The 23,666-nt window shown below is 68.8% G+C and carries 16 protein-coding genes; 10 read left to right on the top strand and 6 right to left on the bottom strand.

What is annotated here, in order from left to right:
* Position 1: 1 nt before the first annotated feature.
* On the bottom strand, positions 2-1,084 hold the full coding sequence (locus Q0L89_RS05210; RefSeq protein ID WP_296763097.1) for an ABC transporter permease: 1,083 nt from the start codon (positions 1,082-1,084) through the stop codon (positions 2-4).
* A gap of 162 nt (positions 1,085-1,246) precedes the next feature.
* Positions 1,247-2,764: an ABC transporter ATP-binding protein gene (locus Q0L89_RS05205; protein WP_296763096.1), complete on the bottom strand. Its 1,518-nt coding sequence runs from the start codon at positions 2,762-2,764 to the stop codon at positions 1,247-1,249.
* A 281-nt stretch (positions 2,765-3,045) separates the two neighbouring features.
* Here Q0L89_RS05205 and dnaE point away from each other — a divergent pair, with 281 nt between their 5' ends.
* Positions 3,046-6,555 (top strand): DNA polymerase III subunit alpha, encoded by a 3,510-nt coding sequence (gene dnaE, locus Q0L89_RS05200; RefSeq protein WP_296763095.1) that lies wholly within the window; start codon positions 3,046-3,048, stop codon positions 6,553-6,555.
* Between the two features lie 3 nt (positions 6,556-6,558).
* Here dnaE and Q0L89_RS05195 read toward each other — a convergent pair whose 3' ends face one another.
* On the bottom strand, positions 6,559-6,753 hold the full coding sequence (locus Q0L89_RS05195; RefSeq protein WP_296763093.1) for a SlyX family protein: 195 nt from the start codon (positions 6,751-6,753) through the stop codon (positions 6,559-6,561).
* 661 nt (positions 6,754-7,414) lie between these two features.
* On the opposite strand from Q0L89_RS05195, the gene Q0L89_RS05190 reads away from it, so the two are divergent.
* The 3 genes from Q0L89_RS05190 to mnmH all read left to right on the top strand — a co-directional run bounded on the left by Q0L89_RS05190 (position 7,415) and on the right by mnmH (position 10,839).
* Positions 7,415-8,218 (top strand): crotonase/enoyl-CoA hydratase family protein, encoded by an 804-nt coding sequence (locus Q0L89_RS05190; RefSeq protein WP_296763092.1) that lies wholly within the window; start codon positions 7,415-7,417, stop codon positions 8,216-8,218.
* 152 nt (positions 8,219-8,370) lie between these two features.
* Positions 8,371-9,777, top strand: coding sequence for a UDP-N-acetylmuramoyl-L-alanine--D-glutamate ligase (gene murD / locus Q0L89_RS05185; protein ID WP_296763091.1), 1,407 nt, complete (start codon positions 8,371-8,373; stop codon positions 9,775-9,777).
* A gap of 9 nt (positions 9,778-9,786) precedes the next feature.
* Positions 9,787-10,839, top strand: a complete 1,053-nt coding sequence (mnmH, locus tag Q0L89_RS05180; RefSeq protein ID WP_296763090.1) for a tRNA 2-selenouridine(34) synthase MnmH — start codon at positions 9,787-9,789, stop codon at positions 10,837-10,839.
* Between the two features lie 5 nt (positions 10,840-10,844).
* Here the strand turns inward: mnmH and selD are convergent, their stop codons facing one another.
* Positions 10,845-13,031, bottom strand: coding sequence for a selenide, water dikinase SelD (gene selD / locus Q0L89_RS05175; protein ID WP_296763088.1), 2,187 nt, complete (start codon positions 13,029-13,031; stop codon positions 10,845-10,847).
* A 188-nt stretch (positions 13,032-13,219) separates the two neighbouring features.
* On the opposite strand from selD, the gene Q0L89_RS05170 reads away from it, so the two are divergent.
* Positions 13,220-14,326, top strand: a complete 1,107-nt coding sequence (locus tag Q0L89_RS05170) for a CaiB/BaiF CoA-transferase family protein (protein ID WP_366937895.1) — start codon at positions 13,220-13,222, stop codon at positions 14,324-14,326.
* 5 nt (positions 14,327-14,331) lie between these two features.
* Here the strand turns inward: Q0L89_RS05170 and Q0L89_RS05165 are convergent, their stop codons facing one another.
* Positions 14,332-14,802 carry an Lrp/AsnC ligand binding domain-containing protein gene (locus Q0L89_RS05165; RefSeq protein WP_296763085.1) on the bottom strand — a complete coding sequence of 157 codons (471 nt, stop codon included), beginning with the start codon at positions 14,800-14,802 and terminating at the stop codon, positions 14,332-14,334.
* A 122-nt stretch (positions 14,803-14,924) separates the two neighbouring features.
* On the opposite strand from Q0L89_RS05165, the gene putA reads away from it, so the two are divergent.
* From putA to Q0L89_RS05145, 4 genes are all read left to right on the top strand, one after another.
* On the top strand, positions 14,925-18,446 hold the full coding sequence (gene putA / locus Q0L89_RS05160) for a bifunctional proline dehydrogenase/L-glutamate gamma-semialdehyde dehydrogenase PutA (RefSeq protein ID WP_296763084.1): 3,522 nt from the start codon (positions 14,925-14,927) through the stop codon (positions 18,444-18,446).
* A gap of 171 nt (positions 18,447-18,617) precedes the next feature.
* Positions 18,618-19,637: a C4-dicarboxylate TRAP transporter substrate-binding protein gene (locus Q0L89_RS05155; RefSeq protein ID WP_296763082.1), complete on the top strand. Its 1,020-nt coding sequence runs from the start codon at positions 18,618-18,620 to the stop codon at positions 19,635-19,637.
* Positions 19,638-19,671: 34 nt separating this feature from the next.
* On the top strand, positions 19,672-20,304 hold the full coding sequence (locus Q0L89_RS05150; protein ID WP_296763080.1) for a TRAP transporter small permease subunit: 633 nt from the start codon (positions 19,672-19,674) through the stop codon (positions 20,302-20,304).
* Positions 20,305-20,318: 14 nt separating this feature from the next.
* On the top strand, positions 20,319-21,719 hold the full coding sequence (locus Q0L89_RS05145) for a TRAP transporter large permease (protein ID WP_296763078.1): 1,401 nt from the start codon (positions 20,319-20,321) through the stop codon (positions 21,717-21,719).
* A gap of 13 nt (positions 21,720-21,732) precedes the next feature.
* Here Q0L89_RS05145 and Q0L89_RS05140 read toward each other — a convergent pair whose 3' ends face one another.
* Complete coding sequence (locus tag Q0L89_RS05140; protein ID WP_296763076.1) at positions 21,733-22,938, bottom strand: NAD(P)/FAD-dependent oxidoreductase; 1,206 nt, start codon at positions 22,936-22,938, stop codon at positions 21,733-21,735.
* A gap of 164 nt (positions 22,939-23,102) precedes the next feature.
* Here Q0L89_RS05140 and Q0L89_RS05135 point away from each other — a divergent pair, with 164 nt between their 5' ends.
* Entirely contained in the window at positions 23,103-23,630 is a 528-nt protein-coding gene (locus tag Q0L89_RS05135) for a peroxiredoxin-like family protein (protein WP_296763075.1), read from the top strand.
* The last annotated feature ends 36 nt before the right edge of the window (positions 23,631-23,666 follow it).

Genomic DNA, 23,666 nt, shown 5'->3' with positions numbered 1-23,666 from the left:
GTCAGGCCACCTCCCTGGCGGTGCGAACCAGCCGGTAATTGGTCAGCACGTCGATGGCCAGCAGGAAAAACAGCAGCATGCCCTGGAACAGCTGGATCGCCGCCGACGGCAGGCCCAGTTGCGACTGCGCGATCTCGCCGCCGATGTAGGTAAGCGCCATCAGCGCCCCGGCCAGCAGGATGCCCACCGGGTGCAGCCGGCCCAGGAACGCCACGATGATCGCGGTGAACCCGTAGCCCACGTTGAAATCGATGCTGACCTGGCCCGCGGGGCCCGATACCTCGAACAGCCCTGCCATGCCCGCCAGCGCCCCGGCGGTGCCAAGGCAGACGAGGATCAGGCGCGCCGGTGTCACGCCCGCGAAACGCGCCGCGCGCGGTGCCTGCCCGGCCAGGCGGATGTGATAACCCAGTATATGCCGGTTGAGCAGCACATGCGCCGCGATCACGGCGATGAAGGCCGCCACGACGCCCCAATGCATGCCGCTGCCCGCGATCAGCTCGGCGTTGTGGGCGCTGGGATAGTTCTGAAGGTTGCGCGAACCCGGAAAGCCCATGCCCTCGGGGTTCTTCAGCAGGCCCAGCGACATCGAGGCCAGCAACCGCTCGGCGACGTAGACCAGCATCAGCGACACCAGGATCTCGTTGGTGCCGAAGCGCACCTTGAGGATCGCCGGAATCATCGCCCAGGCGCACCCGCCCAGGGCGCCGGCCAGCACCATCAGCGGAAAGATGTACCACGCCTCGTGCGGGTAGAAGGCCAACCCCACGCCCGCGCCCGCCAGCGCGCCGATGATGTACTGCCCCTCGGCGCCGATGTTCCAGATGCCGGCGCGAAAGCCCAGGCTCAGCCCGATCGCGATCAGCACCAGCGGCGCCCCCTTCACCAGCAATTGCGGGCGGTAGTAATAGGCGAACTCGGAAAAAAGCGGATCCCAGAAGATGGTGCGAATCGCCAGAACCGGGTCTTTTCCGAGGAAAGCGAACAGCGCCCCGCCCGCCAGCATCGTGGCCAGCACCGCGACCAGCGGCGTCAGGTAGGTCCACAGCGTCGAGGGTTCGGGGCGCTTTTCGAGCTTCAGCATCGCCGCGCGCCCCGCGCCCGTGTCATGGGGGCGCTGCCCCCGCCGCGCGACGTGCGCGCGACTCCCCCGGGATATTTGAAGCCAGAAGAAACATGGTTGGCCGGTGGTTTCTTCTGGCTGAAAATATCCTCGCCGAAGGCATGAATCTTCTGGTGTGAGGGATCAGACATGTGCCACCTCCATGCCGTGAGCGCCGCCCATCATCAGGCCCACGTCCTCGACGCTCAGCCCGTGGGCGGGGCGGATCGCCGACAGCCGCCCCTCGTTGAGCGCGCCGAAGCGGTCGCTGATTTCCATCAGCTCGTCCAGGTCCTGGCTGATCACCAGAACCGCGGTGCCGGCGGCGGCGAGATCCAGCAGCGCCTGGCGGATTGCGGCCGCGGCGGCGGCATCGACACCCCATGTCGGCTGGTTGACGACCAGCACCTCGGGCCCCTGCAGCACCTCGCGGCCGATGACGAATTTTTGCAGATTTCCACCGGACAAGGCCCGCGCCGCCGTGTCCGGGCCCGGCGTGCGCACGTCGAAGCGCGCGATGATCGCCGCGGCAAAGTCGCGCGCGCGGGCCCATCGCACGAAGCCGTGGCGCAGCAAGTTGCGGCGCTGCGCCCCGGTCAGCAGCGCGTTCTCTGTCAGGCTCATGTCCGGGGCCGCGGCGTGGCCCAGGCGCTCCTCGGGGGCCGATGACAGGCCCATGCGGCGCCGCGTCACCGGGCCGCGCGGGCCGATATCGCGCCCCTTCAAGGCCAACATGCCAGGCGCGCAGCGCAATTCGCCCGACAGCACGGCCAGCAGCTCGTCCTGCCCGTTGCCGGCGACGCCGCCGACTCCCAGCACCTCGCCGCGGCGTAGCTCCAGCGACAACTCGCGCAGCGCGGTGCCGAATTTCGACGGTGACGCCACCGACAGCCGGTCGAGCCTGAGCATCACTTCGCCGGTCTCGCGCGGGGCGCTTTCGGGGCTTTTCAGGGTGCTGCCCACCATCATCTCGGCCAACTCGCGTGCAGTGGTCTCCGAGGGCGTGCAGGTGGCGACCTTGCGCCCCAGCCGCAGGATCGTGGCATGGTCGCACAGCGCGCGTATCTCTTCCAGCTTGTGGCTGATATAGAGGATCGCGACGCCCTCGCCGCGCAGTCGGCGCAGGGTTTCGAAGAGGATGTCGACCTCTTGCGGGGTGAGCACGCTGGTCGGCTCGTCCATGATCAGCAGCCGCGGTGCCTGCAACAGGCAGCGCACGATCTCGACGCGCTGACGCTCGCCGGCGGACAACTCGCCCACCGTGCGCGTGGGGTCGAGCGGCAGACCGTAAAGATCCGAGACTTCGCGAATACGCTGTTGAAGCGTGCGCATCGGCGGCGGGTCCTGCATGCCCAGGGCGATGTTCTCGGCCACGTCGAGGGCCTCGAACAGCGAAAAGTGCTGGAACACCATCGCCACGCCCGACGCCCGCGCAACGTGCGGCGCCGTCGGCGCATAGGGCGCCCCGCGCAAGCGCATCCGCCCGGCATCGGGCTTGATCAGCCCGTAGATCATCTTGACCAGCGTGGACTTGCCAGCGCCGTTCTCGCCGAGAAGGGCGTGCACCTCGCCCTCGCGGATATCGAAGGTGACATCGTCGTTGGCGACGACACCCGGATAGGCCTTGGTCAGCCCTTCGATGGATAGCAGAACCTCTGTCACGCGGTCTTTCCCTGCCTCGCGGTCCGTTGTGCGCCCGCCCCTAGTAGCGCGACTGCGACACCCGCGGCAATGGCCTGCGCACGATTGCCGCGCCATGGCGCCCGACCCGGTAGATTCAGGATGAAATCCGCGGCACTTGGGCCGTCGGCCCGGCCTTCATCTGCGCGGAATGCGCACCGGGGGGCGCGGGCGAACGACCCCGCTCGCGGGTCGCCATATCGGCGCCATTGCAGCGAGGACGCATCTTCCGTTGGGCGCACGGTACCGCTAGGCTGGCGTTCATGAGCAGCCCCCCCCGATTCATCCACCTTCGCGTGCACACCGAGTATTCGCTCCTGGAAGGGGCGGTGCGCCTCAAGAAGCTGCCGGGCCTTTGCGCGGCGGCGCAGATGCCGGCCGTAGCCGTGACCGACACCAACAACATGTTCGCGGCGCTGGAGTTTTCGGTGGGCGCGTCCGAGGCCGGCGTGCAGCCCATCATCGGCTGCCAGGTCGATCTGGCTTACGCGCAATCGCCCCCCGGCGAGCAGCCCCCGCCGCCGGCGCCGGTGGTTCTTCTGGCCCAGAACGAGGCCGGGTACGAGAACCTGATGCGGCTTAACACCTGCCTGTACGTGGCGCGTGGCGGGCAGGCGCCGCAGGTCGGCATCGAGGAGTTGCAGGCCAATTCCGAGGGGCTGATCTGCATGACCGGCGGCCCCGACGGGCCGGTCGGGCGGCTGCTGCGCCAGGGCCGGCACGACGCGGCCGAGGCGCTGATCGGGCGGCTGACAGGTATCTACCCCGACCGGCTTTATGTCGAGCTGCAGCGCCACCCCACCGAGGACGGCCAGCCCGAGGCCGAACGGCTGACCGAACGTGGGTTTGTCGAGATGGCCTACGCGATGGATCTGCCGCTGGTGGCCACCAACGATGTCTATTTTCCCGACGCCGCGATGTACGAGGCGCACGATGCCCTTATCTGCATTGCCGAGGGCGCCTATGTCGATCAGCAGGAACCGCGCCGGCGCCTGACCTCGCAGCATTATTTCAAGTCGCAACAGGAAATGGCGACGCTGTTCGCCGATCTGCCCGAGGCGCTGGAAAACACCGTCGAGATCGCCCGTCGTTGCGCTTTCAAGGCCAGCCTGCACAAACCGATCCTGCCGCGCTTCGCCGATGACGAGGTGCAGGAGCTGCGCCGCCAGGCGGGCGAGGGGCTGGCCGAGCGGCTGCGCGTCATCCCGCATGCCGCTCCGGTGGCGGACTACGAGGCACGGCTCGACTACGAACTCGGCATCATCGAGCAGATGGGCTTCCCCGGCTATTTCCTTATCGTGGCCGACTTCATCAAATGGGCCAAGGATCACGACATCCCGGTGGGGCCGGGGCGCGGCTCGGGCGCCGGCAGCCTGGTGGCCTATGCGCTGACCATCACCGATCTGGACCCGCTGCGCTACAAGCTGCTGTTCGAACGCTTCCTCAACCCCGAGCGGGTCAGCATGCCGGATTTCGACATCGACTTCTGCATGGATCGCCGCGAAGAGGTGATTGCCTACGTCCAGCAGAAATACGGCCGCGAGAAGGTGGCGCAGATCATCACCTTCGGCGCGCTTCTGTCGAAAGCGGCGGTGCGCGATATCGGCCGGGTGTTGCAGATGCCCTACGGGCAGGTGGACCGGCTGAGCAAGCTCATCCCGGTCGAGGGCGTGAAGCCCGTCTCGATCGACAAGGCGCTTGAGGAAGAGCCGCGCCTGCGCGAGGAGGCCCGCAACGAAGAGGTCGTCGCCCGGCTGCTGAAATACGGCCAGCAGGTCGAGGGGCTGCTCAGGAACGCCTCGACCCACGCCGCCGGCGTGGTGATCGGCGACCGGCCGCTGGACAAGCTGGTACCGCTCTACCAGGATCCGCGCTCGGACATGCCGGCGACCCAGTTCAACATGAAATGGGTCGAACAGGCCGGGCTGGTGAAGTTCGACTTTCTCGGCCTCAAGACGCTGACGGTGATCCAGAACGCGGTCGACCTGATCAAGGCGGGCGGCCGGCACCTGCATATCGCGCCCGATGGCCAGCAACTATACGAGCCGCCCGAGGCGTCGGCGGTGGACGACATCGGCGCCATCCCTCTGGACGACGACGCGACCTACCGGCTGTATGCCAGCGCCCGCACGGTGGCGGTGTTCCAGGTCGAAAGCTCGGGCATGATGGATGCGCTGCGGCGTATGAAACCCACCTGCATCGAGGACATCGTGGCGCTGGTGGCGCTCTACCGTCCCGGCCCGATGGAAAACATTCCCAAGTATTGCGAGGTCAAGAACGCCCAAAGCGACCGCGATTACCTGCACCCGTCCGTCGATCACATCCTCGACGAGACGCAGGGCATCATCGTCTACCAGGAACAGGTGATGCAGATCGCCCAGGAAATGGCCGGCTATACCCTTGGCGGCGCCGACCTGCTGCGCCGCGCCATGGGCAAGAAGATCAAGGAGGCGATGGACGCCGAGCGACCCAAGTTCATCGAGGGCGCGCGCGCCAACGGCGTCGACGACGCCAAGGCGCTGGACGTGTGGAACCTGCTGGAAAAGTTCGCCAATTACGGCTTCAACAAGTCCCACGCGGCGGCCTACGCGGTGGTCAGCTACCAGACCGCGTGGCTCAAGGCCAATCACCCGGTCGAGTTCATGGCCGGGGTGATGAACTGCGACATCCACCTGACCGAGAAGCTTGCCATCTACGCCGAGGAGGTGCGCCGCGGCCTCGACATCGAGATCGTGCCGCCCTGCGTGAACCGCTCCGACGCCGCGTTCTCGGTCAGCGAGGGGCGGCTGGTCTACGGGCTGGGCGCGCTCAAGAATGTCGGGCTGGAGGCGATGGGCCTGATCACGCGCGCCCGTGGCGATGCGCCCTTCGTGACGCTGTTCGATCTTGCCCGCCGTGTCGATCTGAAACGGGTCGGCAAACGGTCGCTGGAAATGCTGGCCCGCGCCGGGGCGTTCGATCAGCTCGATGCCAACCGGCGGCGGGTGCTGGAAAGCCTCGATGCACTGGTGGGCTACGCGGCCGCGGTGCATGAACAGAAATCCTCGAACCAGGTGTCGCTGTTCGGCGAGGCCGGCGACGACCTGCCCGAGCCGCGGCTCGCTCCCGTCGACGACTGGCTGCCGGTGGAACGGCTGGCCGAGGAACACAAGGCCATCGGGTTCTACCTGTCGGGCCATCCGCTGGATGACTACCTGCCGGCGCTCAGGCGCAAGAACGTGCTGACGCTGGAACAGATCCGGAACCAGGCGGAACGCGACGGCGCCGCCATCGCCAGGGTCGGCGTCATCGTGTCGGGCCTGCAGGAACGCAAGTCGGGCCGCGGCACGCGGTTTTTCCGCATGTCGATTTCCGACCCCACCGGGCAGGTCAGCGGAATGGTGATGTTCGCCGAGGATTTCGAGGCCACCCGCCGGGTGCTGGAACAGACCAACCAGGTGGTGATGACGCTTGAGGCACGTTTCAACGAGGGGCAGTTCGATCCCGTAGGGCGTTCGGTCGCGCCGATGGATACGGTGGTCGCCGATGCCGGCAGCGCGGGATTGCGCATCCTGATCGAGGACGCGCAAGCCATCGCGGCGGTGGCTTCGGTTCTCGACGGTGCCGCGCAAAGCGTGCGCGCCGCCGGTCGCGGGCCGGTGCACCTGTGCCTGATGGACTCGGCGCTGCCCGGCGAGGTCGAGATCGACACCGGGCGCGAATACCCGCTGACCCCGCAGGTGCGCAGCGCGATCAAGTCGCTGGCCGGCGTGATGGCGGTCGAGGAGGTCTGAGCCCTACCAGTGCGGCGGGCGCTGGTCGGCCGTATAGGTGTGGCTGCCGCTGTCGGCCTCGCGGCTGGCTTCGCGCTGTATCAGCAACTCCACGCGCTGGGTCAACTGGTCGATCCGGTCGTGTTGCGCGCGCACGATGTCCGACAACTCGTCAACGGTGCGCGTCAGGTGCGCGATACGCTCTTCCAGATGCTGCATTCTGCTTGATCCCTTCGCGGCAGGCGCCGGTACGCGGGGGCGCCGACGCGGATCGCCTGATATTCGCCACCTGACACAAGATACCCCATGGAAGCAGGGTATCGGACACTTGTCCAGCATCCTTGGGCGAGACGGTCAGATGACGGGGTCGAGCCCTTTGCGCCGGATCAGGCCGGCGCGGTATTGGCAGCGCGTGGTCTGGAGCGGACGTTGAGGCGTGGCGCCAATGCGCGGAATAAAGGCGCGGAACGCGCCGCCGCGCAGCGCCCGACCGCCCCCTCGGGCGGGCGCTTTTGCGGGCGTATCAAGCTGATGATACCGAAGAGGTATTTGGCGGGCATAAAGCGCGATCCACATTCGTTGCTGCGCCCACCAGGCGGTCGGGCACCGCGCGGCACCTCAGCCGGTTGCCTCAACGACCGCTCAAGGCCATCCTGAGCACTTCCCAAACCGACCCAAGCGCCCGCTTCGTCCCGCATTGCGACCTTTCGAACCTCGCCCCGAGCAACCAAGGACGCACCAGGGGCAGGCTGGGAACTTTTTGTCAGGTGGTGAACACCGGCACGCACGCGACGCAGGCGAAACCATGTCTGCCTTGCTCTCGGGTGCGGGGTCGGGGCAGGCTGGTGGCATCGGTTTCGCGACTCGAAAGGCACAATTCATGACGGTAGACATCCGCGACGAAGCCCGCGCGCGCGTCATCACCATCGACCGGCCCGCGCAGCGCAACGCGGTCGATCCGGCCACCGCCGAACGCCTGTTCGAGGCGTTCATGGCCTTTGACGGCGACGACAGCGTCGATGTCGCGATCCTGGCCGGGGCCGGGGGTGCGTTCTGCGCCGGGTTCGACCTCAAGGCCGCCGCCGACGGCGCCGCGCGCGACTGGATCGCCCGCGTGGACATCCCCGACGATTGGGACGATGCCATGGCGCGCCCGCTGCCGGGGCCCATGGGGCCATCACGGCTGATGCTGTCCAAGCCGGTGATCGCCGCGGTCGAGGGCCACGCGGTGGCCGGCGGGCTGGAACTGGCGGCATGGTGCGACATGCGCGTGGCGGCAAACGACGCGGTGTTCGGCGTGTTCTGCCGCCGCTGGGGCGTGCCGCTGATCGACGGCGGCACCGTGCGCCTGCCGCGCCTGGTGGGGCAGGGGCGCGGCAACGACATGATCCTGACCGGCCGTCCGGTTGCGGCGGGCGAGGCGCAGGCCATGGGGCTGGCCGACCGGCTGGCGGCGCCGGGCGCGGCGCTCGATGCGGCGCTGGAACTGGCGCACGACCTGTCGCGCTTTCCACAGGGCTGCATGCGCGCCGACCATCTGTCGGCACGGCTGTCGCCGCGCGATCTGGCGGCGGCGCTGCGGCGCGAATGGGCCTCGTTGCAGACGTTCGAGCGCGAGGGCCTGTCCGGTGCCGCGCGCTTTTCCGGCGGGGCCGGGCGCGGGGGGCGTTTCGACGGTATCTGAGCCCCGGGCCGGGGCCGGTTCGGGCACCGTCGGCACACCGACGCGATACCGACATGATACAGACACGGGAATCGACGCCCGTTTCGGCCCCTCTGGCCAAGCGCCGGGCGATCGGGTAGCGCTGTGCGCGGATTGCAATGCAAGGAGGCACCATGATCCCGGTGCGCGGTGTCGAAGGCAGGATGGTGGCGGTGCTGGGGCTGGGGCGCTCGGGCCTGTCGGCGGCGCGTGCGCTGCGTGAAGGCGGCGCCGAGGTGCTGTGCTGGGACGACATGCCGGACGCGCGCGCGGCTGCCCAGGCCGAGGGCTTCACCGCCTGCGACCTGACCCGCGACGGCGCCTTCGACGGCGTCGCCACGCTGATCGTCAGCCCCGGTATCGCGCACCTCTACCCTGCGCCGCACCCCGTGGTGGCAGCCGCACAGGCCGCCGGTGTGGCCGTGGACAATGACATCGGGTTGTTCTTTCGCTCGCTCGCCACGCCCGAATGGGACGGTTTCGATATCGCGCCGCGGGTGGCGGCGGTGACCGGATCGAACGGCAAATCCACCACCTGCGCGCTGATCCATCACGTTCTGAGCCATGTCGGCCGGCCCACCCAACTGGGCGGCAATATCGGCCGCGGGGTGCTGGACCTCGACCCGGCCATCGACGGCGAGGTGATCGTGCTGGAGCTGTCGAGTTACCAAACCGAACTGGCGCGCGCGCTGACCCCCGATGTGGCGGTGTTCACCAACCTCTCGCCCGATCACCTCGACCGGCACGCCGGGCTGGGCGGCTATTTCGCGGCCAAGCGGCGCCTGTTTGCCGAAGGCGGCCCCGAGCGCGCGATTATCGGTGTGGACGAGCCCGAGGGCGCCTTCCTCGCCGGGCAGATGCGCGAGGCGCCGGGCGACGACCGGGTGATCGACATCTCGGTGACGCGCAAGCTGACGGCGCCGGGCTGGCATGTCTTCGCGCGCAAGGGGTTCTTGTCGGAATACCGCAAGGGGCGGCAGGCCGGGTCTATCGACTTGCGCGCGCTCAAGGGCCTGCCCGGCCAGCACAACCACCAGAACGCCTGCGCCGCGTATGCCGCGTTGCGCACGCTGGGCCTTGCGCCGCGGGTGATCGAGGCGGGGTTCGCCAGCTTTGCCGGCCTGCCGCACCGCAGCCAGATCGTGGCCGAGGCAGGCGGCGTGTCTTATGTGAACGATTCCAAGGCCACCAACGTGGACGCCGCCGCGCGCGCGCTGGCCGCCTTCCCGCGCATCCGCTGGATCTGCGGCGGGCTGGAAAAGGAAGGCGGGCTTGGCGGGCTGTCCGGGGCGTTGGGTAACGTGGTCAAGGCTTATGTCATCGGCCGCGAGGCGCAGGGATTCGCCCTGCAACTGGATGGCGTCGAGGCCGAGATCTGCACCACGATGGAACGCGCCGTCGCCCGCGCCGTGGCCGAGGCGCAGCCGGGCGAAACGGTGCTGTTGGCCCCGGCCGCGGCCAGTTTCGACCAGTATGACAATTTCGAGCGCCGCGGCGAGGATTTCGCCGCCCGCGTCGGCACCGCGCTGGCGCGCGGGTAGGGGCGGGCGATGGCGCAGACGCTGACTTCGCTCGCGGCGCTTGATGCGCTACCCTTCGACGACATCATCGACGTGCGCAGCCCCGCAGAATATGCCGAGGATCACATCCCCGGCGCGATCAATCTGCCGGTGTTGTCGGATGCCGAGCGCGCCCGCGTCGGCACCATCTACGTGCAGCAGGACCGTTTTCTGGCGCGCAAGGTCGGCGCCGCGCTGGTGGCGCGCAACGCCGCACGCCACCTCGAAGGGGCGCTTGCCGACCGCCAGGGGGGCTGGCGGCCGCTGGTCTATTGCTGGCGCGGCGGCCAGCGGTCGGGATCGTTCGCCGCCATCCTGGGCCAGATCGGCTGGCGCGTGGACGTGATTTCGGGCGGCTACAAGGCGTATCGAAAGCTGGTGGTCGACGCGCTGTATTCGCGCCCGCCGGAGGCCGCGCCGCTACTGATCGACGGCGGCACCGGCACCGCCAAGACGGCGCTCTTGCAGCACCTGGCGGCGGCCGGCGAACAGGTGATCGACCTCGAGGGGCTGGCGGCGCACCGCGGCTCGCTGCTGGGCGGCGTCGCCGGCGGGCAACCGGCACAGAAGGCGTTCGAATCGCGGTTGGCCACGGCGCTGGCGCGGGTCGATCCCGACCGCCCGCTATGGCTTGAGGCGGAAAGCAACAAGATCGGCGACCTGCTGATCCCGCCGTCGCTGTGGGCGGCAATGCGGCGCGCCCCGCGCATCCGTGTAGAGGCGCCCCTGACGGCGCGGGCGCGGTTCCTGACCACCGCCTATGCCGATCTGCTGGCCGACCCGGTGGCGCTGAGCGACCGGCTATCGGGGCTGACCCCCTTTCACGGGCGCGAGCGGGTCGCGCAGTGGCAGCAGATGGCGCACGAGGGCGAATTTGCCGCGCTGGCCGCCGAACTGGTCAGCCATCACTACGACCCACGCTATGCCAAGGCTGCCGCCCGCGCCAGCGCGCCTGCGGCGGTACTGTCGCTGGATGATCTGTCCGAGCCGTCGCTGCGCGCCGCCGTGCCGCGGCTGGTGGCGCTGGCCGACAGGGTGGCCTGAACCGCTCAGCCAGCGCAGCGCAGGTGCGGTGGCCCCTCGGTGACGGTGCCGATGCGTACCGCCGGCACGCCGCCCGTGTGCAGCGCCGCCAGCACGCCCGGCGCATCTTCGGCGGCGACCGCGGCCAGCAAGCCGCCGGCGGTCTGCGGGTCGTGCAAGAGCGCCGCGCGCGGGCCTGTCGCGCCCGCCACCGGCGCCGCTGCCGCGTTATCGGGATAAAGCGTCGAGCGGTGCCCGGCCGCGGCCATCTCCAGCGCGCCATCGTAAAACGGCACCGCGTCGAGGTCGATCTCGGCGCCCACGCCCGAGGCGCGCGCGATCGCCCACAGGTGCCCGGCCAGGCCGAATCCGGTGACATCGGTCATCGCGTGCGCACCCGTCAACTGCCGCGCCGCGGTGCCCTGCGGCTGCGCCATCTGCACCAGCAGCGCGGCAATGTGGCGCCCGTCGGCGGCGCCGGCCATGTCGGCGGCCAACAACGTGCCGCTGCCGATGGGGCGCGTCAGGATCAGCGCATCGCCGGGCCGCGCGCCGGCAATCGTGATCGGCGCGCCGTCGCACAGGCCGGTGACGGTGAAGCCCAGTACCATCTCGGCGCCCATGGTCGAATGGCCGCCGACGATCTCGGCCCCTTCGGCGGTGAAGACGTCGGCCGCGGCGGTCATGATCTCGGCCATGGTGCGCGATTGCAGCGGCCCGGACATGCGCGGCAGCGTCACGCTGGCCAGCGCCGCCTGCGGCGCCGCGCCCATGGCCCAGATATCGCCAAGCGCGTGGACGGCGGCGATGCGGGCCATCAGCCACGGGTCTTCGGTGAAGGCGCGCAGGTGGTCGGTGGTGATGACCTGACGCCGCCCGCCGCCCATGTCCAGCACCGCCGCGTCGTCGCCGGGCCGCGACAGAACGTCGGCGCGCCCCGGCGCCGGCAGCGCCGACAGCACCCCGGCAAGCCGCTCGGCCCCCACCTTGGCACCGCAGCCGGCGCAGAGCGGCTTGCCCGCGTCCGCGTCATCCTCTGCCCCCGGCACGGCCAGCGGCGCGGGCTGCGCGGGGGCGGTCATGCGTGGCAACTGGCGGAACTTTTCCATGAAGCCCCGGTCGATCCGGTCCTTCCAGTGCCATAGAAGCGGGCCCGCCACCGGCCTGCCCCATTTCTCGGCCATCGCCGACTTGCCGCCCAGCGAGATCAGCTTGAGGTAATCGCCTTGCGGGCGGAACGGGCGCAGGCGCCGCCCCGTCAGCGTGCCGCGCAGGTTTTGATACAGCACGGGCGCGGCGCGCACCGCGAATACACCGGCCTTGGGCCGTGGCGTGTGGGTCATGTGGGCGCAATCACCCACCGCGAACAGGGTGTCATGGCCCTCGACGCGCAGGCAACGGTCGACGCGGATAAAGCCGTCCTCGAGCGGCAGCGGGGTCTGCGCCAGCCAGTCATGCGCGAAGGCCCCGGCGGCGCCCACGGTGAATGCGGCGGGCACCGGCGCGCCCTCGGCCAGCTCGACGCTGCTTTCCGTGACACGTCGCACCTGCGCGCCGGTCATCAGGGTCACGCCGTTGGCGTCGAGGGCGCGGCGCAGCCGGGCCTCGGCGCGGGGCGGCACACCGCTCAGGCCCGGCCCGCGTTCGATCAGCGTGACGCGCGGATCGGCGCCGCGTGTGCGCATGGCGTGCGCCATCGCCATCGACAATTCGACCCCCGCCACGCCGGCGCCGATCACCGCCACCTGTGCCGATACCTTGCCCGCATCGAGCCGGTCCAGGAAATCACGCCACGCAACTGCGTACGTGTCGAGCGGCTTGGCCGGGATCGCGTGGTCGGCAAAGCCCGGCAGTTGCGACATCCGCGCGGTGATGCCGATATCGATCGAGGCCAGATCATAGCCGATCTCGCGCCCGTCGTCGGTGGTGATGCGGCCTGCCTGCGGGTCGATCCCGTTGGCGTGCGCCGTGATCAGCCGCGCGCCGGCAAAGCGGGCCAGGCGCACCAGGTCGATTTCCAACTCCTGCCGCGTGTAATGCCCGGCGATATGGCCCGGCAGCATCCCCGAATAGGGCGCCGTCGGGCCGGGGTTGATCAGCGTCAGCCGCGCCCCGGGCAACGGCGCCATGCCCCAGCGGCGCAGTACCAGCGCATGGGTGTGGCCGCCGCCGATCAGGACGAGGTCGCGGGTCAGTGGCGTTTGCGGTTGCATCGAAGTCCCTTGCATGGCGTCGTTCGCATCGGCTTAGCGCATAGTGCCGCCGGGCGCCAACCACGGCCGGCGCGATATCGCGCCCCGCGCAGCGGCTTTTCGGCTTGGCATCGCCGCAAAGGGCTGTAACTCTTACGGAATCGGAGACAAAGGAGGGGGCGCAACTTATGGCAGGGCCGTTGCAGGGCTTGAAGGTTGTCGAAATGGCAGGTCTGGGGCCATGCCCGCTGGCCGGACAGTTGCTGGCCGACCTGGGCGCCGAGGTGGTGGTGATCGACCGCGCCTCTGCTGACGCCGACCCCACCGACATCAACCGGCGCGGCAAGCGGTCGGTGGCGCTCGACCTCAAGGACGATGAGGGGTTGGCCATCGCGCGGCGGCTGATCGCGCGCGCCGATGTGCTGATCGAGGGCTTTCGCCCCGGCGTGATGGAAAAGCTGGGGCTGGGCCCCGATGAATGCCACGCCGACAACCCCGGCCTGGTGCTCGGTCGTATGACGGGTTGGGGGCAGGACGGTCCGCTGGCGATGACCGCCGGGCACGACCTGAACTACCTGTCGCTGTCGGGGGCACTGGGGGCCATGGGGCGGGCCGACGATGTGCCGACGCCGCCGCTCAACTTGGTGGCGGATTATGGCGGCGGAGCAATGTTTTTGCTGCTTGGCGTGCTGTCGGCGCTGTTCGAGCGGGGCCGCTCGGGGCAGGGGCAGGTCGTCGATGCGGCGATGGTGGACGGCGTGCCGGCGATGATGGGGCTGCTACACCAATGGCTGGCACGCGGCGACTGGGGCCAGTCGCGCGAATCCAACCTGCTGGACGGGGGCGCGCCATTCTACCGCTGCTACGAGACCAGCGACGGGCGCGCGATTTCCGTCGGCCCGCTGGAGCCGCAGTTCTTCGCCGAACTGGTGCGCCTGGCCGGGTTGCCGCCCGCGCACATGGCCGACCAGTACGAGCGCGCCACCTGGCCCGAGCGCCGCGCGCTTTACGCGCAGGTTTTCGCCCGCAAGACCCGCGACCAATGGATGGAGATATTCGAAGGCTCGGATGCCTGCGTGGCGCCGGTGCTGGGTTGGGACGAGGTCGAACACCACCCCCACAACGCCGCGCGCGGCACCTTTACCCGTGTGGATGGCGTGATGCAGGCCGCGCCCGCGCCGCGCTTTGATCGCACGCCGCCCGAGGCGCCGCGCCCGCCATCCGCGCCCGGTGCCGACGGCGCGGCGATCCTGCATGAGATGGGTCTTGAGGCCGATGCCATCGACGCGCTGCGCGCCCACGGCGTCCTACGCTGATTGGCTCAGAAGGCGCTGTCCTTGACCGCCTGCATCGACACATGGGTCGAGGTCGAGCCCACATGCGGCAGGTTCGAAATCGCCTCGCCCAGCGTCTGGCGGTAGGCATGGATGTCGGGGGTGCGAATTTTCAGCAGGTAGTCGAACGAACCGGCGATCATGTGGCATTGCTCGATCTCGGGCACCTCCATCACCGCGCGGTTGAAATCGGCCAGGGCGGTTTCGGTGGTGTCGGTCAGTCGCACCTCGACGAAGGTGACGTGATCAAGGCCCAGCTTCTCGGGGTTGAGGACCGCGCGAAAGCCCTGAATATAGCCGCGTTCCTGCAATCGCTTCATTCGCACCTGGCAGGGACTTTTCGACAGGCCCACCCGCCTGGCCAGGTCGGTGACCGCGATGCGCCCGTCGGTGCTGAGCGCGCGCAGGATCTTGCGGTCGATACGGTCGATTGGGTCTTTTTCGTCGCGATCTGACATCCGATTCCTCGTGATATGCGATCAATACCATATATGTGACTGCATTGGGCAATTCTACAGGAAAAATGCCCGTTATGTGTGTGATATCCTCCGGCCAAACCTGCCATTGCAAGGAGCGCCCGATGTCCCGACTGTCCGACCTGCGCGATGTGATCCGCGCCACCCATCACCGCGACGAGGATGCGATCCTGGCCGACTTGCGCGCCGATTCCGAAATCGACGCCGCGTGCCGTGCCGCTGCGCATCGCCGCGCGATCGGGCTGGTCCGGTCGATCCGCGGCTCGGGCAGGCTCGGCTTGATGGAGGTGTTCCTGGCTGAGTACGGCTTGTCCACGTCGGAAGGCATCGCGCTGATGTGCCTGGCCGAGGCGCTGTTGCGCGTGCCCGACCGCGAAACCATCGACGACCTGATCGAGGACAAGATCGCCCCCTCGCAATGGGGGGCGCATTTGGGCAAGTCGTCGTCGAGCCTGGTTAACGCCTCGACCTGGGGGCTGATGCTGACCGGCAAGGTTCTGAAAGAGGACGAAGCGCCCGGCATCGCCGCCACGCTGCACGGCGCGGTCAAGCGGTTGGGCGAGCCGGTGATCCGCACCGCCGTCGGCCGCGCCATGCGCGAGATGGGTCACCAGTTCGTGCTGGGCCGCGACATCGACGAAGCGATCAAGCGCGGCAAGGGGCGCGTCGCGCAGGGCTACAGCTATTCCTATGACATGCTGGGCGAGGCGGCGCTGACCGCCGAGGACGCGGCCACCTATCACCGCGCCTATGCCGACGCGATCCGCCGGCTGGCCGGGCAATGCACCGCCGACGATATCCGTGACAACCCCGGTATTTCGATCAAGCTCAGCGCCCTGCACCCGCGCTACGAGGAGGGCCAGCGCGATCGCGTGATGGCCGAGCTGGTGCCGCGCACGCTGGACCTGGCAAGGATGGCGCGCGATGCGGGTATGGGGCTCAACATCGACGCCGAAGAGGCCGACCGGCTGGAACTGTCGCTCGACGTGATCGAGGCGGTTCTGCGCGACGACAGCCTCGCCGGCTGGGACGGCTTCGGCGTTGTGGTGCAGGCCTACGGCACCCGCGCCGCGCCGGTGCTGGACTGGCTGCACGCGCTGGCCTCCGATCTGGATCGGCGCATCATGGTGCGGCTGGTCAAGGGCGCCTACTGGGATACCGAGATCAAGCGCGCCCAGGTCGAGGGGCTGGAGGTATTCCCGGTCTTCACCCGCAAGCCGGCGACGGATGTGTCCTACCTGGCCTGTGCGCGCAAGCTGCTCGACATGACCGACCGCATTTACCCGCAGTTCGCGACCCACAACGCCCATACCGTTGCGGCGGTGCTGGAAATGGCGCCGGACCGGTCGGTGTTCGAGTTCCAGCGCCTCCACGGCATGGGCGAGACGCTCTATGACGTGGTGATGAAGGGCGAACCCGGCACCCGCTGCCGCATCTACGCGCCGGTGGGCGCGCATCGCGATCTGCTGGCCTACCTGGTGCGACGGCTGCTGGAAAACGGCGCCAACAGCAGTTTCGTCAACCAGATCGTCGACGAGGACGTGCCGCCCGAGGTCGTCGCCGCCGACCCGTTCGAGGCGCTCGACGGGCCGGGCGGGCGACGCTCTGACGCGGTGGTCGATCCGTGCGAGCTGTTCGCGCCGGAACGGCCGAATTCGAAGGGGTTCGATCTGCACGAGCCGCGCGACATCGCCCGCATCGAGGCCGCGCGCGCCCCGTTCGCCGCCCCCTACCGCTGGACGGGCGGGCCGCTGCTGGCCACCGACGCTACGGGCGGCGAGGTGCTGGCGGTCACCAACCCTTCTGACACCGCCGACACGGTGGGCGATATGGTGCTGGCCACCCCCGACGACATCGAGGCGGCGCTGGCCGGTGCCCGCCCCTGGCAGGCCCCACCCGAGGAGCGCGCGCGGGTGCTGGGCCGCGCGGCCGACCTATACGAGGAAAACTTCGGCGAGCTTTTCGCGATCCTCGGGCGCGAGGCCGGCAAGACGCCGCTGGACGCGGTGGCCGAGCTGCGCGAGGCGGTGGATTTCCTGCGCTACTACGCCGCGCGCGGGCAGGAATTGTCGTCCGGCCCGCGCGGCACGATAAGCTGCATATCGCCGTGGAACTTTCCGCTGGCCATCTTCACCGGACAGATTGCCGCGGCGCTGGCCGCCGGCAACGCGGTGCTGGCCAAACCGGCCGAACCCACCGGGCTGCTGGCGCACCGTGCGGTGCAACTGATGCTTGACGCCGGCGTGCCGCGCACGGCGCTGCAACTGGTACCGGGCCATGGCCGCGATGTGGGCGCGGCGCTGACCGGCGACGCGCGCGTCGCCGGGGTGTGCTTTACCGGCTCGACCGCCACGGCGCAGCGCATCAACCGCACCATGGCCGATGGCGTGGCGCCCGAGGCGCTGCTGATCGCCGAAACCGGCGGCCTGAACGCGATGATAGTGGACAGCACCGCGCTGCCCGAACAGGCGGTGCGCGACATCATCGCGTCGAGCTTCCAATCCGCCGGCCAGCGGTGCTCGGCGCTCAGGTGCCTCTATCTGCAAGAGGACATTGCCGACGGCTTTCTCAAGATGCTTTTCGGTGCCATGGACGAGCTGCGCCTGGGCGATCCGTGGTCGTTTGCCACCGATGTCGGCCCGCTGATCGACGAGGACGCAAAGGCAGATTTCACCGATTACGTGGACCAGGCGGCGAAGGAGGGGCGGCTCATGAAACGGCTCGACGCGCCGGGCGGCGGGCATTTCTTCGGCCCCGCGGTGATCCGCGTTGACGGCATCGCCGATCTCGAGCGCGAGATATTCGGTCCGGTGCTGCACGTGGCGACCTTTCGCGCCGACCGGCTCGACGCGGTGGTCGATGCCGTCAACGCCAGCGGCTACGGCCTGACCTTCGGTCTGCATACCCGCATCGACGGGCGGGTCGAACAGGTGACGTCGCGCCTGCGGGTCGGCAACGCCTATGTCAACCGCAACCAGATCGGTGCCATCGTCGGCAGCCAGCCCTTCGGTGGGGAAGGGCTTTCGGGCACCGGGCCCAAGGCGGGCGGGCCGGCCTACGTGCCGCGCTTTGCCGCGCAAGAGCGTGTCGCGCATGCTCCCGCCCCCGGCGCGGCGGTGCCGGTGGCGCAGGTGCAGGCGCGGCTCGACCGGCTGGCCGGCATGCCGGTGCGCGCGCTCGGCGCGCAAGACCTGCCCAGCCCCACGGGTGAATCGAACCGGCTGTCGGTGATCGGGCGCGGCACGGTTCTGTGCCTTGGCCCCACGGCCGAGGACGCCGTCGAACAGGCGCGCATTGCGCGCGACAACGGCTGCCGCGCGTTGGCCGTGGCACCGGGGGTGGATGCCAATTCCGGGATTGATGGCTGCCTCGCGCGCGACGACTTGTCGGCGCTGCGCGGCGTGGACGTGGTGGCGCTGTGGTCGGACACGGACGACATGCGCGCCGCGCGCCGGGCGTTGGCGGGACGCGACGGCGCGCTGATCGGGCTGGCCTGCGGGCCGGGCGATTTGGCGGCGCGCTGCCGGCTGGAACGGCACATCTGCATCGACACCACCGCCGCGGGCGGCAATGCCGCGCTGCTGGCCGCCGAATCCGAGGCCCACGCAAAAGCCACCGGCGCCTGAGCGGCGGCGCCACCGGTACGGTTTGTCCCGGCCGTGCGTACCGAGCCGCGCGCCCTGTTTGCGGGGCCACTTTGCCGCCCTGGCGGGTTGGCAGACGCATGCGGCTGCGCTAGCCTGTTGTGTGTCAGGTCAGGAAAAATGACCGCATAACGGGAGGACATTATGAAAAAGATGAACAAATTCCTATCGACCGCCGTACTGGCGGGGGTGAGTCTGGGCTTCGCGGCCGAGGCGATGGCGACAGAATGGAACGTCTCGCTGTGGGGCAAGCGCCGCGCCTTCACCGAGCAGGTCGAGAAGCTGGCCGAACTGGTCGAAGAGAAGACGAACGGTGAGTTCACCCTCAACATCAGCTATGGCGGGCTGAGCAAGAACCGCGAGAACCTCGACGGGATCAGCATCGGCGCCTTCGAGATGGCGCAGTTCTGCGCCGGCTACCACCGCGACAAGAACCCCTCGATCACGGTGCTGGAACTTCCCTTCCTCGGCGTCGAGACGCTGGAGCAGGAGCGCAAGCTGTCGATGGCGCTTTACGACCACCCGGCCGTGCAGAAGGATCTGGCGCGCTGGAATGCGACGCTGCTGATGCCTTCGCCGCTGCCGCAATACAACATCGCCGGGCTGGGCGACAAACCCGAGACGCTGGCCGATTTCGAAGGCCTGGCGGTGCGCGCCACCGGCGGTATCGGCGCGGCGATGGCGGCATTGGGCGCGGTGCCCACGTCGATGTCGGCCACCGAGGTACGCCAGGCGCTGGATTCGGGCGTCGTCAAGGCGGTGGCCTTCGCGCCGCATGCACACATGGCCTTCGGCACCATCGAGAACGCGGAATGGTGGACCACGAACCTCAACCCCGGCACCGTGAACTGCCCCGTCGTGGCCAACACGGATGCGCTGGAAAGCCTGCCCGATGCGCAGCGCGAGGCGCTTCTGGGCTCGATCGACGAGGCGCTCGACCATTACATCGCGAACTATGAAAACAACACGATGTTCCGGTGGGGCCCGGCGCTGGACGAGCGCGGGATCGAGCGGATCACCTATTCCGACGACGAACTGGCCGCGTTCAAGGCCGCCGTCGCCGCGCCCGCCGCGCAAACCTGGATCGATGAGAATACCGGGCGCGGCCTGCCGGCGCAGGAGCTTTACGACTTCGCGACCGACAAGCTGGCGGAGCTGAAAGGCGAGTCCTGACCGGGGCTGCCCGGCACAGCGAAAGGAGCACCCTATGGCCGGTGCCGCCTCGGTTCTGAGCGACGACAGCGCGCTCAGCCGCCTCGACCGCGCGTTGTTGCGGCTGGAACGGGCCTTTGCCCTGCTCAGCGGGCTGGCGGTGTTCGGGCTGATGGTGCTGGCGGTGGTGTCGGTTGGGGGGCGCAATTTCCTCGACCGGCCGCTGCCGGGATACGTTGACTGGATCGAACAGGCGATGCCGCTGATCGCGTTCATGGGCGTGTCCTATGTCAAGCGCGAGGGCGGGCATATTCGCATGGATATCGTCGTCGGCGCGCTCAGGGGGCGGGTTCTGTATGCGGTGGAACTGCTTACCACGCTGCTGGTGCTGGCGCTGATGGTGCTGCTGGTCTGGGGCAGTTGGGCGCATTTCGACCGCAGCTTCGACTGGAACGCGCCGCTATGGAGCCGCGACAGCTCGATGGACATCGCGCTGCCGATCTGGCCGGCCAAGCTGCTGGTGCCGGTGGCGTTCTCCGTGTTGTGTCTCAGGCTGTGCCTTCAGGTCTGGGGGTTCGGGCGGGCGCTGGTCACGGGCACGTCGCAACCCGTCGCGGTGCCGCTGGTACTAGATGTGGCGACGCAGGCGCAGATGGAGGCCGAGCACCTGTCCGGCCATGACGAGTAGCGGAGGGCGCCGGCATGGACCCCATTGATATCGGCCTGGCCGTCACCGGCGGGCTGCTGGTCCTGGTGGTACTGGGCATGCGCGTGGCCTTTGCCGCGGCGCTGGCCGGCATGGTCGGGCTGATCTGGATATTCTGGTCGAAGAAGGGCTACGACGCCGGCGAATTCGGCTGGGCGCTGACGGTGGCGGCCAAGACCGCCGGGCAGGTGCCGCATTCCAAGGTTTCAAGCCAGGCGCTGAGCCTCATCCCCACCTTTATCCTGATCGGATACCTGGCCTACTACGCGGGGCTGACCAAGGCGCTGTTCGAGGCCGCCAAACGCTGGATCGCCTGGGTGCCCGGCGGGCTGGCGGTTTCCACCGTCTTTGCCACCGCCGGCTTTGCCGCCGTGTCGGGGGCAAGCGTAGCCACCGCGGCGGTGTTCGCGCGCATCGCCATCCCGGAAATGCTCAAGATCGGCTACGACAAGCGGTTCGCGGCCGGGGTGGTGGCGGCGGGGGGCACGCTGGCCTCATTGATCCCGCCCTCGGCGATCCTGGTGATCTACGCCATCATCGTCGAGCAGGACGTCGGCAAGCTGCTGCTGGCGGGGTTCATCCCCGGCGCATTCTCGGCGCTGGTCTATGCGGCGCTGATCATCGGCATGGCGCTGACGATCAAGGGGTTCGGCCCGCCGGTGAGCGGGTTTACCTGGCGCGAGCGGCTGGTTTCGCTACCGCCGGCGCTGCCGATCCTGTTCGTCGTCGTGACCATCATCTTTTTCGTCTACAACCCGTTCGGCGGCGATGCCTGGGGCACGCCGACCGAGGGCGGCGCCATCGGCGCTTTCGTGGTGTTCGTGATGGCGCTTTACCGCGGCATGCGCTGGCCCGAGTTGAAGGATGCGTTGCTGGAAACCGCCAAGCTGAGCGTGATGATCTTCACCATCATCTGGGGGGTGCTGATCTACGTGCGGTTCCTGGGCTTTGCCGACCTGCCCTCGGCCTTTGCCGACTGGATCACGTCACTTTCCGTGTCGCCGATGCTGATCCTGGTGTGCATTTTGCTGGCCTACGCGGTGCTGGGCATGTTCATGGACGCGATCGGGATGTTGCTGCTGACCCTGCCGGTGGTCTACCCCGCCGTGATGGCATTGAACGGCGGCGAGTTCGTTTCCGCGGCCGACAGCACTTTCGGCATGTCGGGGCCGATGTGCGCGATCTGGTTCGGCATTCTGGTGGTCAAGATGGCCGAGTTCTGCCTGATCACGCCACCCATCGGGCTGAACTGTTTCGTGGTCGCGGGCGTGCGGCCCGATCTGAGCGTGCAGGACGTGTTCCGTGGCGTGATGCCCTTTTTCATCGCCGACGGCATCACCATCGGGTTGCTGGTCTCTTTCCCGATGATCGTGCTGTGGCTGCCCGGGCTGGTCTGAGTGGGCGGCGCGTTCAGATTTGCGCGGCACGGGCAGCGGCGACGGCGCGGCCGGTGGCGGCGCCCGAGGACCACGCCCACTGGAAGTTGTAACCGCCCAGCCACCCGGTGACATCGACCGCTTCGCCGATGAAAAAGAGCCCCGGCACGAGGCGCGATTCCATCGTCTTCGACGACAGGGCGCCGGTGTCGACACCGCCCAGCGTGACCTCGGCGGTGCGGTAGCCTTCGGTGCCCGAGGGCGTCAGGTGCCAGCGGGAAAGCCGCGTAGCCAGGTCGCGCAGGGCCATGTCGTTCTGGTCGGCGAGGTTGCCGTGCAGGGAAAGCTCCGCCTCCAGCCACGCCGCCAGCCGTGCCGGCAGAATCTGCCCCAGCACCGTCGCCAGCTTGCGCCGCCCGGCGCGGTGTCGTTCCGTGCGCAGCCAGTCGAAGACATCCACGCCCGGCACCAGGTCCAGCGTCAGCGGCTGGCCCTCGCGCCAGTAGGACGAGGCTTGCAGGATCGCCGGCCCCGACAGCCCGCGATGGGTGAACAGCATCGCCTCGTCGAAGGCCGCGCCACCGGCGCTGGCGCGCACCGGCAGCGACACCCCCGCCAGCGGCTTGAAGCGACCATCTGGGAATGTCAGCGGCACCAGCGCAGGGCGGGTCTCGGTCACCGCGTGGCCGAACCGGCGGGCGATGTCGTAGGCCATCGCGGTGGCCCCCATCGCGGGGATCGACTTGCCCCCGGTCGCCACCACCAGGTTGCGCGCCGTGACGTGGCGGCGGGTGCCGTCGGTCTCCAGGGTGGCGGTGAAACCGCGCGCGTCCTTGTCCAGTTCCACCAGCCGGGTGCGCAGCGCCACCTCGGCCCCGGCGCGGGCGGCCTCGTCCATCAGCATCGCCACGACCTGCCGTGCCGAGCCGTCGCAGAAAAGCTGGCCCAGCGTCTTCTCGTGCCAGGCGATGTCGTGGCGGTCGATCAGGTCGATGAAATCCCACTGCGTGTAGCGACTGAGCGCCGACTTGGGAAAATGCGGGTTGGCGCCGAGAAAGTTTTCCGGCCCGGTATGCAGGTTGGTGAAATTGCATCGCCCGCCGCCGGAAATGCGGATCTTCTCAGCCGGGGCGCGGGCGTGCTCGATTACCAGTGTCCGACCGCCGGCATGGGCCGCGCACATCAGCCCCGCGGCACCGGCGCCCAGTATCAGCGTGTCATGGTCCGGCGTTGCGCTCATGGGTGCCCTGTGCCGCAGGCCGGGCGCCTTGGCAAGGGGGCGGCGTGGCCGCGCGCACGCGCGATCACAAGCCGGTGACACCGACGTGGGCGCTGTTGCGGCATGCCGGCCAAGGGCGCAGGTGTCGCGCAACACGAGACGACATGAAACGAAAGGAGCGCACGATGAGCCGCAAACTTCAATCGGGGCAGCAATTTCCCAAACAGACCGTGGCGTCCCTTGCGGGCGGCGAGATGAAACTGGGCACGCCGCGCGAGGGCTTCGACTGGCAACTGGTCGTCGTCTACCGCGGCAAGCACTGCCCGATCTGCCGCAAGTATTTGACAACGCTGGAGAGCCTTCAGGACAAGTTCCACGAGGCCGGTATCGATGTGGTGGCGGTTTCGGGCGATCCCGAGGATAAGGCCCGCGACTTCGCGCAGGACCTGGGCCTGACCGTGCCGGTGGGCTACGGGTTGAGCGTCGCGCAGATGCACGAACTGGGGCTCTATGTCTCGGACCCGCGCTCGGCCGAGGAAACCGACCGCCCGTTCCCCGAGCCCGGCGTGTTTGTCATCAATAGCGAGGGTGCGCTGCACCTTGTGGATATCTCCAACGCGCCCTTCGCGCGCCCCGAGCTGGAGGGGCTGGCCGGCGGGCTGGCCTTCATCCGCGCCAAGGATTACCCCATTCGCGGCACCCACGCCGCCTGAGATCGCGCGCGCGCGCCTGCCGGCGTTGCCCCGGCC

The organism is Sediminimonas sp. (assembly GCF_024637375.1).
Lineage (GTDB): Bacteria > Pseudomonadota > Alphaproteobacteria > Rhodobacterales > Rhodobacteraceae > Sediminimonas.
This window is presented reverse-complemented; position numbering and strand designations above follow the sequence as displayed.

Excerpts from the sequence above, each read along its gene's own strand:
- Q0L89_RS05210 (WP_296763097.1), bottom strand. The coding sequence starts at position 1,084 with ATGCTGAAGCTCGAAAAGCGCCCCGAACCCTCGACGCTGTGGACCTAC.
- dnaE (WP_296763095.1), top strand. The coding sequence starts at position 3,046 with ATGAGCAGCCCCCCCCGATTCATCCACCTTCGCGTGCACACCGAGTAT.
- Q0L89_RS05195 (WP_296763093.1), bottom strand. The coding sequence starts at position 6,753 with ATGCAGCATCTGGAAGAGCGTATCGCGCACCTGACGCGCACCGTTGAC.
- Q0L89_RS05190 (WP_296763092.1), top strand. The coding sequence starts at position 7,415 with ATGACGGTAGACATCCGCGACGAAGCCCGCGCGCGCGTCATCACCATC.
- murD (WP_296763091.1), top strand. The coding sequence starts at position 8,371 with ATGATCCCGGTGCGCGGTGTCGAAGGCAGGATGGTGGCGGTGCTGGGG.
- mnmH (WP_296763090.1), top strand. The coding sequence starts at position 9,787 with ATGGCGCAGACGCTGACTTCGCTCGCGGCGCTTGATGCGCTACCCTTC.
- selD (WP_296763088.1), bottom strand. The coding sequence starts at position 13,031 with ATGCAACCGCAAACGCCACTGACCCGCGACCTCGTCCTGATCGGCGGC.
- Q0L89_RS05165 (WP_296763085.1), bottom strand. The coding sequence starts at position 14,802 with ATGTCAGATCGCGACGAAAAAGACCCAATCGACCGTATCGACCGCAAG.
- putA (WP_296763084.1), top strand. The coding sequence starts at position 14,925 with ATGTCCCGACTGTCCGACCTGCGCGATGTGATCCGCGCCACCCATCAC.
- Q0L89_RS05155 (WP_296763082.1), top strand. The coding sequence starts at position 18,618 with ATGAACAAATTCCTATCGACCGCCGTACTGGCGGGGGTGAGTCTGGGC.
- Q0L89_RS05150 (WP_296763080.1), top strand. The coding sequence starts at position 19,672 with ATGGCCGGTGCCGCCTCGGTTCTGAGCGACGACAGCGCGCTCAGCCGC.
- Q0L89_RS05145 (WP_296763078.1), top strand. The coding sequence starts at position 20,319 with ATGGACCCCATTGATATCGGCCTGGCCGTCACCGGCGGGCTGCTGGTC.
- Q0L89_RS05140 (WP_296763076.1), bottom strand. The coding sequence starts at position 22,938 with ATGAGCGCAACGCCGGACCATGACACGCTGATACTGGGCGCCGGTGCC.
- Q0L89_RS05135 (WP_296763075.1), top strand. The coding sequence starts at position 23,103 with ATGAGCCGCAAACTTCAATCGGGGCAGCAATTTCCCAAACAGACCGTG.